General features: G+C 62.3%; 10 protein-coding genes, 3 tRNA genes and 3 rRNA genes. 11 read left to right on the top strand and 5 right to left on the bottom strand.

The window, feature by feature from the left end:
- Nucleotides 1-58: 58 nt before the first annotated feature.
- Nucleotides 59-1,543: a dihydrolipoyl dehydrogenase gene (gene lpdA, locus ACYQ26_RS01535; protein WP_459806526.1), complete on the top strand. Its 1,485-nt coding sequence runs from the start codon at nt 59-61 to the stop codon at nt 1,541-1,543.
- Nucleotides 1,544-1,646: 103 nt separating this feature from the next.
- On the opposite strand, the gene ACYQ26_RS01530 is transcribed toward lpdA, so the two are convergent.
- Nucleotides 1,647-1,937 (bottom strand): DUF7521 family protein, encoded by a 291-nt coding sequence (locus tag ACYQ26_RS01530; protein ID WP_459806525.1) that lies wholly within the window; start codon nt 1,935-1,937, stop codon nt 1,647-1,649.
- Nucleotides 1,934-2,311: a winged helix-turn-helix domain-containing protein gene (locus ACYQ26_RS01525; protein ID WP_013878649.1), complete on the bottom strand. Its 378-nt coding sequence runs from the start codon at nt 2,309-2,311 to the stop codon at nt 1,934-1,936. The genes ACYQ26_RS01530 and ACYQ26_RS01525 overlap by 4 nt, the downstream gene beginning before the upstream one ends.
- A gap of 876 nt (nt 2,312-3,187) precedes the next feature.
- Here ACYQ26_RS01525 and ACYQ26_RS01520 point away from each other — a divergent pair.
- The 5 genes from ACYQ26_RS01520 to ACYQ26_RS01500 all read left to right on the top strand — a co-directional run bounded on the left by ACYQ26_RS01520 (nt 3,188) and on the right by ACYQ26_RS01500 (nt 8,475).
- Nucleotides 3,188-4,657 (top strand): 16S ribosomal RNA (locus tag ACYQ26_RS01520).
- 139 nt (nt 4,658-4,796) lie between these two features.
- A tRNA-Ala gene (locus ACYQ26_RS01515) sits at nt 4,797-4,868 on the top strand.
- 222 nt (nt 4,869-5,090) lie between these two features.
- Nucleotides 5,091-8,010, top strand: a 23S ribosomal RNA gene (locus tag ACYQ26_RS01510).
- A 130-nt stretch (nt 8,011-8,140) separates the two neighbouring features.
- A 5S ribosomal RNA gene (gene rrf, locus ACYQ26_RS01505) occupies nt 8,141-8,262 on the top strand.
- The 16S, 23S and 5S rRNA genes sit together here with 2 tRNA genes alongside, the layout of an rRNA operon.
- 137 nt (nt 8,263-8,399) lie before the next feature.
- Nucleotides 8,400-8,475 (top strand) — tRNA-Cys (locus ACYQ26_RS01500).
- 360 nt (nt 8,476-8,835) lie between these two features.
- On the opposite strand, the gene ACYQ26_RS01495 is transcribed toward ACYQ26_RS01500, so the two are convergent.
- The 3 genes from ACYQ26_RS01495 to ACYQ26_RS01485 all read right to left on the bottom strand — a co-directional run bounded on the left by ACYQ26_RS01495 (nt 8,836) and on the right by ACYQ26_RS01485 (nt 9,964).
- Nucleotides 8,836-8,909: transfer RNA gene (locus tag ACYQ26_RS01495), tRNA-Lys, on the bottom strand.
- Nucleotides 8,910-8,984: 75 nt separating this feature from the next.
- The gene (locus tag ACYQ26_RS01490) at nt 8,985-9,686 is read right to left on the bottom strand and encodes a DUF7119 family protein (protein ID WP_459806524.1); all 702 of its coding nucleotides are present in this window, start codon (nt 9,684-9,686) and stop codon (nt 8,985-8,987) included.
- A gap of 119 nt (nt 9,687-9,805) precedes the next feature.
- On the bottom strand, nt 9,806-9,964 hold the full coding sequence (locus ACYQ26_RS01485; RefSeq protein WP_459806523.1) for a hypothetical protein: 159 nt from the start codon (nt 9,962-9,964) through the stop codon (nt 9,806-9,808).
- A 682-nt stretch (nt 9,965-10,646) separates the two neighbouring features.
- On the opposite strand from ACYQ26_RS01485, the gene ACYQ26_RS01480 reads away from it, so the two are divergent.
- From ACYQ26_RS01480 to ACYQ26_RS01460, 5 genes are all read left to right on the top strand, one after another.
- Nucleotides 10,647-11,141, top strand: a complete 495-nt coding sequence (locus ACYQ26_RS01480; RefSeq protein WP_459806522.1) for a ferritin-like domain-containing protein — start codon at nt 10,647-10,649, stop codon at nt 11,139-11,141.
- A 10-nt stretch (nt 11,142-11,151) separates the two neighbouring features.
- Nucleotides 11,152-11,316 (top strand): hypothetical protein, encoded by a 165-nt coding sequence (locus ACYQ26_RS01475; protein WP_459806521.1) that lies wholly within the window; start codon nt 11,152-11,154, stop codon nt 11,314-11,316.
- Between the two features lie 143 nt (nt 11,317-11,459).
- Complete coding sequence (rimI, locus tag ACYQ26_RS01470) at nt 11,460-11,939, top strand: ribosomal protein S18-alanine N-acetyltransferase (protein WP_459806520.1); 480 nt, start codon at nt 11,460-11,462, stop codon at nt 11,937-11,939.
- Nucleotides 11,940-12,008: 69 nt separating this feature from the next.
- Nucleotides 12,009-12,464 carry a DUF5810 domain-containing protein gene (locus tag ACYQ26_RS01465; RefSeq protein ID WP_459806519.1) on the top strand — a complete coding sequence of 152 codons (456 nt, stop codon included), beginning with the start codon at nt 12,009-12,011 and terminating at the stop codon, nt 12,462-12,464.
- Nucleotides 12,465-12,489: 25 nt separating this feature from the next.
- Nucleotides 12,490-12,912, top strand: coding sequence for a DUF5809 family protein (locus tag ACYQ26_RS01460; RefSeq protein WP_459806518.1), 423 nt, complete (start codon nt 12,490-12,492; stop codon nt 12,910-12,912).
- Nucleotides 12,913-13,004 lie beyond the last annotated feature (92 nt).

Raw genomic sequence — 13,004 nt, 5'->3', positions numbered from 1 at the left:
TGACACAAGTCACCGCTACCACCGAACCAACGCTCGAACCGCACGGAGGATCGCACTGATGGTCGTCGGAGACGTCACTACCGGAACTGACGTACTGGTAATCGGCGCCGGCCCGGCGGGCTACGTGGCCGCGATCCGGGCCGGCCAACTGGATCTGGACGTCACGCTCGTCGAGAAGGACGCCTACGGCGGCACCTGCCTGAACTACGGCTGCATCCCCTCGAAGGCGCTGATCACCGCGACCGACATCGCCCACGAGGCCCGCCACGCCGAGGAGATGGGGATCCACGCCGACCCCGCCGTCGACCTCGCCGGCATGGTCGGCTGGAAGGACGACGTCGTCGACCAGCTCACCGGCGGCGTCGAGAAGCTCTGCAAGGCCAACGGCGTCAACCTGCTCGAGGGCACCGCCACCTTCGTCGACGAGAACACGGTTCGGGTCTCCCACAGCGGCGACGGTCAGGGCTCGGAGGCCCTCGAGTTCGAACACGCGATCGTCGCAACGGGCTCGCGCCCCATCGAGATTCCGAACTTCGAGTACGGCGACGAGCCCGTGCTGAACTCGAGGCAGGCGCTGGCCCTCGAGTCGGTTCCGGACTCGCTGGTCGTCGTCGGCGCCGGCTACATCGGGATGGAACTGGCCAGCGTCTTCGCCAAGCTCGGGACTGACGTCACCGTCATCGAGATGCTCGAGTCGATCCTCCCCGGCTACGACGACGACCTCAAGCGGCCGGTCAAACAGCGGGCCGAGGAGCTTGGCATCGAGTTCGAGTTCGGCTACACCGCTTCGGAGTGGCAAGAGCGAGACGACGGTGAGGGGATCAGCGTCGTCGCCGAACCGGCCGATCGAGCCGCCGCGGACGGCGGCGCCGCAGCCGGCGAGGCGGACGCGGAGGCCGAAGCCGAACCTCTCGAACTCGACGCCGAAAAAGTACTCGTCGCAGTCGGCCGGCAACCCGTCTCCGACACGCTCGACCTCGCCGAAGCGGGCGTCGAGACCGACGACCGCGGCTTCATCGAGACGGACTCACAGGCGCGGACGAACGTCGACCACATCTTCGCCGTCGGCGACGTCGCCGGCGAACCGATGCTCGCCCACAAGGGCAGCGCGGAGGGACAGGTCGCCGCCGCGGTCATCGCCGGCGAACCCGCGGCGATCGACCACCAGGCGATGCCCGCCGTCGTCTTCACCGATCCCGAGATCGCGACCGTCGGCATGACCGAAACCGAGGCCGAGGACGCCGGCTTCGAAACCGTCACCGGCGTCTTCCCCTTCCGCGCCAGCGGCCGCGCGCTGACGACCGGCGAGACCGACGGCTTCGTCAAGGTCGTCGCCGACGCCGAGGAGGAATACCTGCTCGGGGCGTCCATCGTCGGTCCCGAAGCCTCCGAACTCGTCGGCGAACTCGGGCTCGCGATCGAGCTCGGCGCGACGCTCGAGGACGTCGCCTCGACGGTCCACGCCCACCCGACGCTGTCCGAGTCGGTGATGGAAGCCGCGGAAAACGCGCTCGGTCGCGCGATTCACACGCTGAATCGGTGACCGCCCGGCGACGGCTCGGTCCCCTTACTCCGCATTTCTTCGCGCTCGTTCCGAACGCGTCTCGAGGAGGGACGTCGACGGCGATCTTGATACCGTCGACCGCTTACTGAACGTACAACGAGTACGCGATCACCAGAAAGCCAGCGAGCACGAGCAGACTCTCGAGCAACACCCCGGTCACCAGTTCGACGCCGAGGACCTCGTAGAGCGTTCCCGCCAGAACTAATCCGAGCGTCACGAGCCCGAAACCGGCCGCGAGGAACCCGAGCGCGCGCTGTCTCGTCCGCCGATACGCCTTGAACGCGAAGTAGGTGATGAGTCCCCCGACGATGAGGACGAGCGTCTTGACGACTGTCAGTGCGACCGCGATCTCTAACGTCGACTGTCCTGTCATGTCTCCTTTCGCACCTCCGACCACAGCTCGGCGAGCCGTTCGTCCGCCGTGCGCGCCGGCCGATCGATCTGCACCGTGAGCCGGCGCTCCTCGTCCAGCGAGAGCGTGATCTCCTCGAATGCGATCGAGTACTTGCTCGCGTGGTGCCCGTCGCGTCTGATCTCCGTCGATTCCTCGAGCAGCGTCGACTCGGTCAACAACTCGAGTTTCCGATACAGAGTCGATTGCGGGATTTCGCACCGATCAGTGAGCTCCGACGCCGTCATCGGCTCCTCGAGGTTTCGGATGATTTCCCGGCAGTCGGGATCGTCGAGGGCAGCGCAGATTTCCTCCGCCGACGGCGTCGACTCCGAGGCGATCGGGTCCCGGACCATTCGTACGACCCTTACGACGCACGTGGTTTATTCGCATCGATGCGCATCGCCGTCCCGGACCGGCAGCGCTCCGATTTCCGAACGTGTTCGTACTCCCGCCTCACCCGCCCTCGCGCGCCGAGCAACGCCGACCGTGTGGGCGGCGAGATCCGAACGGTAGGATCCGAACTTTCTTGCGCGTACGCGCTCGAGTGCGACCGCGCGGGTATCATCCGGTTCGACCGCGTCTACGAGGACGGGATGACCGGCCGGCCTCCGCCCGCGTGATATTCTGCGACGGCTACTCGAAGTCGGTTACTTATGAGTATCCGTTCGGTTACCGCCCGGTGGAAAACCGTCGCATGGTAGCGGGTTCCGAGACGACATCGGTTCGACGGTCTTATGTATGTATCCGCTATTTCGTACTAATGCGAACGACGTGGCGCACCGCGCCGCGTTCCCTCCGGCCGAAACCTGGCACGGAGGTAGGCACCCATCCGGTTCCCTTATCTATCACCGGGCGACTCGAGACGGTCGCACACTACCTCGCCGGCTGCGGTTTTCGGCGTGGCGGCGATCCGTTGCCCTTAAGTGTATACGGGGATTCGGATGGATTGCAAAGCAGAAGTGATCGACGGGCCGTTCAACTCGGGCCGTCATCTCGGATGACTCGCGGTCCGAAGGGGTTAAGTACCCCTGACGGCTTACGAGTAGGTCCGAAGGAGATGAGGATTCCACCCCTGCGGTCTTCCGTACAGATGGGATCTGATGTGAGCCTTGGTAGTTCGGTGACGCCCGACCGGTCCACGCCGTGGGCCGACGAGCGCGCCGAACTGGACCCATAGTGTGAGTGTGTACCTACATTCACCGCCAACCCCCCTCCTTGTGAGGGGAGACATTCCGGTTGATCCTGCCGGAGGTCATTGCTAGTGGAGTCCGATTTAGCCATGCTAGTTGCGCGGGTTAGACCCGCAGCAGATAGCTCAGTAACACGTGGCCAAACTACCCTCTGGATCAGGACAACCTCGGGAAACTGAGGCTAATCCTGAATAGCGTTCTCACCCTGGAGTGGGGAGAACGTGAAATGCTCCGGCGCCAGAGGATGTGGCTGCGGCCGATTAGGTAGACGGTGGGGTAACGGCCCACCGTGCCAGTAATCGGTACGGGTTGTGAGAGCAAGAGCCCGGAGACGGTATCTGAGACAAGATACCGGGCCCTACGGGGCGCAGCAGGCGCGAAACCTTTACACTGCACGCCAGTGCGATAAGGGGACTCCATCTGCGAGGGCATATCGTCCTCGCTTTTCTGCACCGTAAGGTGGTGCAGGAATAAGGGCTGGGCAAGACCGGTGCCAGCCGCCGCGGTAATACCGGCAGCCCAAGTGATGACCGCTATTATTGGGCCTAAAGCGTCCGTAGCTGGCCAGGCAAGTCCATCGGGAAATCCGCGTGCCCAACACGCGGGCGTCCGGTGGAACCTGCTTGGCTTGGGACCGGAAGACCTGAGGGGTACGTCCGGGGTAGGAGTGAAATCCCGTAATCCTGGACGGACCACCGGTGGCGAAAGCGCCTCAGGAAGACGGATCCGACGGTGAGGGACGAAAGCTCGGGTCACGAACCGGATTAGATACCCGGGTAGTCCGAGCTGTAAACGATGTCTGCTAGGTGTGGCACAGGCTACGAGCCTGTGCTGTGCCGTAGGGAAGCCGTGAAGCAGACCGCCTGGGAAGTACGTCCGCAAGGATGAAACTTAAAGGAATTGGCGGGGGAGCACTACAACCGGAGGAGCCTGCGGTTTAATTGGACTCAACGCCGGACATCTCACCAGCATCGACAGCAGGAGTGACAGTCAGGTTGATGACCTTACTAGACCTGCTGAGAGGAGGTGCATGGCCGCCGTCAGCTCGTACCGTGAGGCGTCCTGTTAAGTCAGGCAACGAGCGAGACCCGCACTCCTAATTGCCAGCAACACCCTCGTGGTGGTTGGGTACATTAGGAGGACTGCCAGTGCCAAACTGGAGGAAGGAACGGGCAACGGTAGGTCAGTATGCCCCGAATGTGCTGGGCGACACGCGGGCTACAATGGCCGAGACAGTGGGACGCAACGCCGAAAGGCGACGCTAATCTCCGAAACTCGGTCGTAGTTCGGATTGCGGGTTGAAACTCACCCGCATGAAGCTGGATTCGGTAGTAATCGCGCCTCAGAAGGGCGCGGTGAATACGTCCCTGCTCCTTGCACACACCGCCCGTCAAAGCACCCGAGTGAGGTCCGGATGAGGCCTGGCCACCAGGTCGAATCTGGGCTTCGCAAGGGGGCTTAAGTCGTAACAAGGTAGCCGTAGGGGAATCTGCGGCTGGATCACCTCCACAGACCGAGACCAGGCCGTCGCGCCTGGCTCACTTTCAGCGGTCCATTTCGTCGCGATCGTCACCCACTCGTTCGGGCCGATCGGGCACCTTTGAACTACCAAGGCTCACACCTAGTTCCTCACCCTTGTGGTGAGGGTGGGCCCATAGCTCAGTGGGAGAGTGCCTCCTTTGCAAGGAGGATGCCCTGGGTTCGAATCCCAGTGGGTCCATGTCTCGGAGCGGATCGGCGAATCGTTCCCCTTAAGTGGGAACGACTCGTTCGATTCAATCCGAACGCAAACCGATGCACCACCCCGTGCAAACGTGGGTGGGAAGGGTCAATGCAGCCAGCCGTCTACTGGCCTGCAGATGCGACCGTGTGTACGTGTAGTCCAGGCGTCCACTGGACCCGTTCCCGGGTCACTATGCTGCCTTGTGCAGCGCAGATCCGATGAACGTGGCTACTGTGCCAGCTGGTGGATCGCTCGGCTTGAGAGCTGAAGAAGGACGTGCCAAGCTGCGATAAGCCTCAGGGACCCGCACGGAGGGGAAGAACTGAGGATTTCCGAATGGGAATCCCCACCGCAATTGCTTCGCGCAATGGGGAACGCCGAGAACTGAAACATCTTAGTATCGGCAGGAAGAGAAAACGGAATCGTGATGTCGTTAGTAACGGCGAGTGAACGCGACACAGTCCAAACCGAAGCCTTCGGGCAATGTGGTGTTCGGACTGACTCTCACTCCGCGAAAATCTACAGGAAGTCTCCTGGAACGGAGCACGAAACAGGGTGACAGTCCCGTATTGTAGATGAGTACCGGACGCGTCAGCTCCAGAGTAGCGGGGGTTGGATATCCCTCGTGAATCTCCCAGGCATCGACTGGGAAGACTAAACACTCCTCAAGACCGATAGCGAACAAGTAGCGTGAGCGAACGCTGAAAAGCACCCCACGAAGGGAGGTGCAATAGGGCGTGAAATCAGTTGGCGATCGAACGACGGGGCATACAAGGTCCTCTACACAACGACCGTAGCGCGAGCTACCAGTAGGAAGTAGAGGAAGCCGATGTTCCGTCGTGCGTTTTGAAAAACGAACCAGGGAGTGTGTCTGATTGGCGAGTCTAACCCGATCATCGGGGAAGGCGAAGGGAAACCGACATGGCCGCAGTCTTACGACGAGGGCCGCCGTGTTCAAGCGCGGGGAGTCAATCGGACACGACCCGAAACCGGATGATCTAGGCGTGGGCAAGACGAAGCGTGCCGAAAGGCACGTGGAGGTCTGTTAGCGTTGGTGTCCTACAATACCCTCGCGTGACCTACGTCTAGGGGTGAAAGGCCCATCGAATCCGGAAACAGCTGGTTCCGACCGAAACATGTCGAAGCATGACCTCTGCCGAGATAGTTCGTGGGGTAGAGCGACGGATTGGGGGACCGCACTCCGAGAGGAGTGCGCCCCCCTGTCCAACTCCGAACCTACGAACGTCGTTTGACGCAGGGAGTCCGGTGCACGGGGTAAGCCTGTGTACCATAAGGGAGACAACCCAGCGCCGGGTTAAGGTCCCCAAGTGTGGATTAAGTGCGATCGAAGGTGGTCCCGAGCCCTAGACAGCCGGGAGGTGAGCTTAGAAGCAGCTACCCTCTAAGAAAAGCGTAACAGCTTACCGGCCGAGGTTCGGGGCGCCCAAAATGATCGGGGCTCAAATCCACCACCGAGACCTGGCCGCACCCCTCACAGGGTGATCGCGTAGGTCGGCGTTCTGTTCGGGTGGAAGCACGGGCGAGAGCTCGTGTGGACCGTTCAGTAACGAAAATCCTGGTCATAGTAGCAGCGTTAGTCGGGTTAGAACCCCGACGGCCGAACGAGTAAGGGTTCCTCAGCAATGCTGATCAGCTGAGGGTTAGCCGGTCCTAAGTCTGCTCGTAACTCGCAGCAGACAACAGGGAAACAGGTTAATATTCCTGTGCCAGTGTGCACTCAAAGCCGACGCTTTGGGGCCGCCTGAGCTGGGCTTTCGCCCAGTCGAACTGTCGAAGATCGTGGAAGCCGTAATGGCACGAAGCGATCGAATGGCAGGATAGCGCAAGTCAGGTCAACCCAGAGCCCGTGAAAAGGCGAGCACACTGTCCGTACCGAGATCCGACACAGGTACTCGTGGCGGCGAAAGCCAAGGCCTGTCGGGAATAACCGACGTTAGGGAATTCGGCAAGTTAGTCCCGTACGTTCGCAATAAGGGATGCCTGCCTCGGAAAGAGGCAGGTCGCAGTGACTCGGACGCTCCAACTGTCTAGTAACAACATAGGTGACCGCAAATCCGCAAGGACTCGTACGGTCACTGAATCCTGCCCAGTGCGGGTATCTGAACACCCAGTACAATGGGACGAAGGACCCGTTAACGGCGGGGGTAACTATGACCCTCTTAAGGTAGCGTAGTACCTTGCCGCTTCAGTAGCGGCTTGCATGAATGGATCAATGAGAGCGTCACTGTCCCAACGTTGGGCCCGGTGAACTGTACGTTCCAGTGCGGAGTCTGGAGACCCCCAAGGGGAAGCGAAGACCCTATAGAGCTTTACTGCAGGCTGTCACTGAGACGTGGTCGCCATTGTGCAGCATAGGTAGGAGGCGTTACACAGGTACCCGCGCTAGCGGGCCACCGAGCCAACACTGAAATACTACCCGATGGTGACTGCGACTCTCACTCCTGGCGGAGGACACTGGTAGCCGGGCAGTTTGACTGGGGCGGTACGCGCTTGAAAAGATATCGAGCGCGCCCCAAGATTTCCTCACTCGGGTCGGAGACCCGAGGAAGAGCGCAAGAGCAAACGGAAGTCTGACAGTGTCCGGCCTAACGACGGACGCTGACGCGAAAGCGTGGTCTAGCGAACCAATTAGGCTGCTTGATGCGGCCAATTGCTGACAGAAAAGCTACCTTAGGGATAACAGAGTCGTCACCCGCAAGAGCACATATCGACCGGGTGGCTTGCTACCTCGATGTCGGTTCCCTCCATCCTGCCCGTGCAGAAGCGGGCAAGGGTGAGGTTGTTCGCCTATTAAAGGAGGTCGTGAGCTGGGTTTAGACCGTCGTGAGACAGGTCGGCTGCTATCTATTGGGGGTGTTACGGTTCCTGACGGGAACGTTCGTATAGTACGAGAGGAACTACGAATGGGTGCCACTAGTGTACCGGCTGTTCGAAAGAGCACGCGCCGGGCAGCTACGCACCACGGGGTAACGGCTGAACGCATCTAAGCCGGAAACCCACCTGGAAACGAGGAACCACCAAGGCCACTCCTACAAGAGGAGGTCGATAGACTCGGGGTGTACGCGCCAAGGCAACGAGGCGTTGAGCCCGCGAGCACTAACCGGCCAAGCCACACACTCATAACTGAGACACGCATTTGGATCTGCACTGTGACCCATGAACGGGTCCAGGCGCTAACTGGACTACACATACACACGGTCAACCACACCGATATTGGTATGACGGCGGTTCGATTCCGTCGATCGGCGTTAGGCGGCCACAGCGGCGAGGTTCCTCCCGTACCCATCCCGAACACGGAAGATAAGCTCGCCTGCGTATCGGCAACTACTGGAGTGGGCGACCCTCTGGGAACGTCGATTCGCCGCCCCACTCATACTTCATCCTAAGCCCCGTCGAGCGATAGCCACCGTTGGTTGTCGCCCGGCGGGGCTTTTCGTCTTTCATAGAGACAGTCGCTGTTCCGGACCGCTACGCTTAAACAATCGCAGTTGCTATGCTACGATGCGCGCCAAGGTGGCAGAGTCCGGCCGAACGCAGCGGCCTGCAGAGCCGCCTACCGCCGGTTCAAATCCGGCCCTTGGCTTACTTCATCACGTTCTTTCTGAGCGACTGTCCAGATAGTTACAGCTATGATCGTATTCCTGATTTTCCGTCGTCAGTCAGTATTCTGTGTCCTATAACGGATCATTAGGATTCCTATCACAATTGGTGAACCAACTGCTGCCGGTGTCGAGCGTGAAGGATCGTACCGTCGGCGAAACGCTGCGTTGGTCTCAACTTCTCCGACGAACGCTCAGAGCGTTCGCGGAGTTGTTCACGCAGGAAAGCGGGCCGGGCGCGAGTTGAACACACGGTCGGACGTGCTCGCTCCGTTGCGCGCGACCTCCCTGCGTTCAAATCGCAATAGCCGCTTCGCTCCTCTCGGAATTGTTCGTCGCAGAAGCGGGCCGGGCGCGATTTGAACACGCGACCGTCTGGTTAAAAGCCAGACGCTCTGCCAGACTGAGCTACCGGCCCTGTGGATGCTACTTTCGGCGAGTAGCGGTTAAACGTTTTCTTTCGTCGTCCGCAGTACTCCCCAGTCGGTGTCGATCACTCGTCGAAGTACTGCTCGAGCGCGTCGGTAACGATGTCGCCGGGGGTGACGTCGTCGATCGAGGCGCGACGGCGGAGATCCAGATAGGAGGAGGGAGAGAGGGTGAGTTCGAGCTGGCCGAGCGTGACGTCGTGATCGGCCAGCGCCTGGTCGATGGGAGTGCCATCGTTGACCGTGCTAGCGACGCTGCGGACTTCGCGGACGGTCAGATCGCCGTCGATGGTCGCCCAGGCGAGGAGGAGGCGGGCTTCGCCGGCGACGCGAGCGATGTGTTTGGCGGCGGTCGGCGCGATCGCCCCGAGTGCGACCTGTTTACGAACCGACCGCGGGAGGTCGTGGACGCGGGCCCACTTGCGGATAAACGAGACGGTCGCGTCGTCGCCCGCTCGTTCGGCGGCCGCCTTGTAGGAGCCTTCGCCGCGGACGAGGGCGGCGCAGGCGGCGGCGCCGCGCAGCATGAAGAGGTGATCGTCGTCGCTCATACCGCTCGCGAACTGACGGACGGTTTCGGCCGCTTCCTCGAGGCTCTCGGGATCGTCCGGATCGAACTGGACGGCCTCGCGAGCTCGGCTGCCGGTAACCGACTCGTCGCCCCGAATGACCGGCGCGCCGACGGGCGACTCCCGGTCGGTCGGAATTGATCGCCGCTCAGCGTCGTCGCCCTCGTTCGAACGATTACCGGGCCGATTGTTACTCATAAATCCCGATACGGGCTGCGATATCAAAAAAGCCGCCTCCTTCATCTCGGGCGGAGCGGGCCGCGAGAACGAACGGTGGTGCGGGAACTCCAGACGGAGGTGTCGAGCTGCGGAGACGGTCAGTTCTGGGGGGCGTCCTCGTCGCGCTTCTCGGCGAGGTGCTCCCAGATTTCCGTACAGCCGGCGCCTTCTTCGATATCGTCGAGATGTGAGTCGTCGCGGTCCGGATTGGTTTCCTGCGGTCCCGTCTCTGGCTTTCGTTCAGCCGCGTCTGTCATGGGTCTTCGTATAGTCCCTATCCCCATAAATATCGTCTCAACCGCAAGCGATACCCGTGCTCTGCCGTACAGGGGATATTTTCCGGTATCTCGGACGTTTCTACGGCGGTTCAGATTGCGCCTCTAGCCGTAATTTCGATGATACGACATCGGATTACCGTTTTTCGGACCGATTAGCGATCGGTTTCGCGAAGGACGGTGAAGGTATCGACGTATGTTCACGACGCGTCGATCGCGTTCACCGATCGCCGTTCGATAGCGATCGCGAGTCGGCACGCCGGCCGCAGGAGTCCCGTCGAGCGACAGCGCCGCCGTTCCGGTGCAGAACGGACTCTATCTCGTCGACCGCGTCGCCGACGCGATGGCCGACTCAGGTGCCGGCCACGGATCGCGGTTTCGACGGTCTATCTCGAGGCTGCAAAAACGGCCGGTAAATGAGGCGCCAATGTCCCGGATAATAATCACGATCGATCATCCCATACAATCCAAACACGGACTTGTGAACCTATCGGCGTCGCGGGTCGACCGGATCGGCGACGGCGGGTCGTCGCCGCGGACGTCGAACGGCCGGTCGCTCGAGCGAAAGAGACGAAAAACGGCATTACCAGCCTGCGAGCCGCCGCCTGCCGTCGCAGGGTTTCGACTTTTTCACCCGCTCGCTGTACGCCCGTTCGGAGACATCATGAGCATGGACACGATTCAGGACCTGTTCGAACACGGCCTCGAGGACATCTATCACGCCGAACACCAGCTGCTCGACGCCCTCGAGGACCTCGAGGAGAACACTGAGCACGAGGAGATCGCGAACGCGTTCGCGGAGCACCGCGAGGAGACGCAGGGGCAGATCGACCGCCTCGAGGAGGTGTTCGAGACGTTCGGCGAGCCGCCGGAGAAGGAGGAGTGCGAAGGCGTCGAGGGGCTGATCGAGGAGTACGAGGAGTTCACCTCGATGGATCCCTCGCAGGAGGTGATGGACTACCACAACATGGCCGCCGCCGAGAAGACCGAGCACTACGAGATCGCCGCTTACGGGAACCTGATCCCGCTGGCGGATCAGCTCGGCATGGACGAGGCCGCCGACCTGCTCGAGCAGAACCTCCGCGAGGAGCAGGAGGCCCTCGAGAAGCTGAAGGAACTGACCGAACAGTACGAAATGGACGCGATCCCCGCCGAATGAGGTGATTTCCGTGACCGACGAACCGACGGACGACGGCGGTAGCGAAGAAGAGGACGAGGACGACCAGACCCAGTACGGTGGCACTCAGGACGAGGAGCCGACGACGACGATCGACGACGAAGACGGCGAAGACGGCGAAGACGGCGAAGACGGCGAAGACGGCGACGAGGAGTAATCGCCCGCAGGCCGCGGGATCGTCCTGCGGTCCACTCCCTACTTCGACGGCCGGTTCGGCGCGGCGATCGAGCGCCTCGCGCGGCGCCGGCTCGTCACGCTACATTGCGACCGCTTTTACCGTTCCAGCGCCTATGCGGGCGTGTGACAACCTCGATTCCGGACCACGGCGACGACGCGCTCTCGATCCGCCCCGCGGAACGCGCGGACCTGCTCGCGGTCGTCCGCATCGAGAACGCCTCGTTCTCCCAGCCCTGGCCCTACGACGCCTTCGAGCGCTTTCTCGGCGAACCCGGCTTCCTCGTGGCCGTCAGGGACGGCACCGAGGTCGCGGGCTACGTCGTTTCCGACGTGTCGTCGACCTACGGACGGGAGCTCGGCCACGTCAAGGACATCGCCGTCCGTCCGGAACGGCGCGGCGACGGGATCGGGTCCGCGCTGCTCTCGCGGTCGATCGCCGTCCTCGCGGCCCACGGGGCCGACTCGATCAAACTCGAGGTCCGGCGGACCAACGACGGGGCGAAGCGGCTCTACCGGGAGTTCGGCTTCGAGCCGCTGCGACGGGTGCCCGACTACTACGAGGACGACGAGGACGCGATCATCATGATTCGGAAACTCGAGTGACGGGGCCCGTATACCGCGTGACGAGTTACGAGTGACGATCTTTTACCGCCGCCGTTCCTACTCGCGCGTATGGGATACGCCTGTCCGGTCTGCGACGCCGAGGAGGCCGACGCGAAGCACCTCGCGAACCACCTCGCTATCACGGCCTCGCTGGGCCGCCGGGAACACGAGGAGTGGCTCGAGGAGCACGCGCCCGACTGGGCCGACCGGAGCCCCGAGGAGCTGGGGGAGATCGTCAGTCAGTACGCTCCCGAGATCGACACGCCGGAGTTCGAGGGGGGACCGCGGGGGCATGATCACGATCACGAACACCACCAGCCCGGCCGCCCCTCCCTCGAGAACGAACTCGCGCGTCAGAGTCGCCAACCCGGTCGCGGGTCGCTGACCGCGGAGGCCGAGGGCGTCCTCGAGGAGGCCCGAGAGCTGACTCGCAAGATGTACGAGACCGACGACGGGGGCGACGAGTCCGCGGGCACTGACGGCGACGAGGCGGGTGCGGACGAACCCGGAAACGAAAACGCGTAACTGCCCGTCGATCGATCGTTCGGACATGCACACTGTGGGGACGTTCGCGCCGGCGTCGGCCGACGAAGCGAGACGGCGCTACGAGGAGATCGGTCCGGCGGCCCAGACGGTCGTCCGGGAGGTCGCCAAGGCCATGGCGTTCGACCGCGAGGAGTACGACGACCGCGTTACCGGCGAGGTCGTGGAGACGGCCCGCGACGCCCTGTTCGCGAGCCTGCTCGAGGTTCAGGTCGGAAGCCGCGAGGAGTTCGACGACTGGCGCGATTCGTACGACGGCGACGTGACGACGGCGGGCCACGAGAACGTCGACCGCGTCGTCTGGCACGTCGGGCCGTCGGATGAAGCCGTCGCTGCTACCTTCCAGGAGGAGGAGGACGCGGCGATCGCGACGCTGCGCCGGCAAGCGTTCGGGCGGCTCTACCGCGGACTGGTGAAGCCCGACGCCTGAGTCTCTCGCTCTTGCTCTCGCTCCCGATCTCGTTCTCGATCGGCCGCCGCGCCGATCCGACAGGGTGGCGAAGCGGCACCTATTCACCGCTC

The organism is Halopiger thermotolerans (assembly GCF_054654555.1).
This window is presented reverse-complemented; position numbering and strand designations above follow the sequence as displayed.

Bases quoted from the DNA above. Each gene is read 5' to 3' on its own strand.
- lpdA (WP_459806526.1), top strand. From the start codon at position 59: ATGGTCGTCGGAGACGTCACTACCGGAACTGACGTACTGGTAATCGGC.
- ACYQ26_RS01530 (WP_459806525.1), bottom strand. From the start codon at position 1,937: ATGACAGGACAGTCGACGTTAGAGATCGCGGTCGCACTGACAGTCGTC.
- ACYQ26_RS01525 (WP_013878649.1), bottom strand. From the start codon at position 2,311: ATGGTCCGGGACCCGATCGCCTCGGAGTCGACGCCGTCGGCGGAGGAA.
- ACYQ26_RS01490 (WP_459806524.1), bottom strand. From the start codon at position 9,686: ATGAGTAACAATCGGCCCGGTAATCGTTCGAACGAGGGCGACGACGCT.
- ACYQ26_RS01485 (WP_459806523.1), bottom strand. From the start codon at position 9,964: ATGACAGACGCGGCTGAACGAAAGCCAGAGACGGGACCGCAGGAAACC.
- ACYQ26_RS01480 (WP_459806522.1), top strand. From the start codon at position 10,647: ATGAGCATGGACACGATTCAGGACCTGTTCGAACACGGCCTCGAGGAC.
- ACYQ26_RS01465 (WP_459806519.1), top strand. From the start codon at position 12,009: ATGGGATACGCCTGTCCGGTCTGCGACGCCGAGGAGGCCGACGCGAAG.
- ACYQ26_RS01460 (WP_459806518.1), top strand. From the start codon at position 12,490: ATGCACACTGTGGGGACGTTCGCGCCGGCGTCGGCCGACGAAGCGAGA.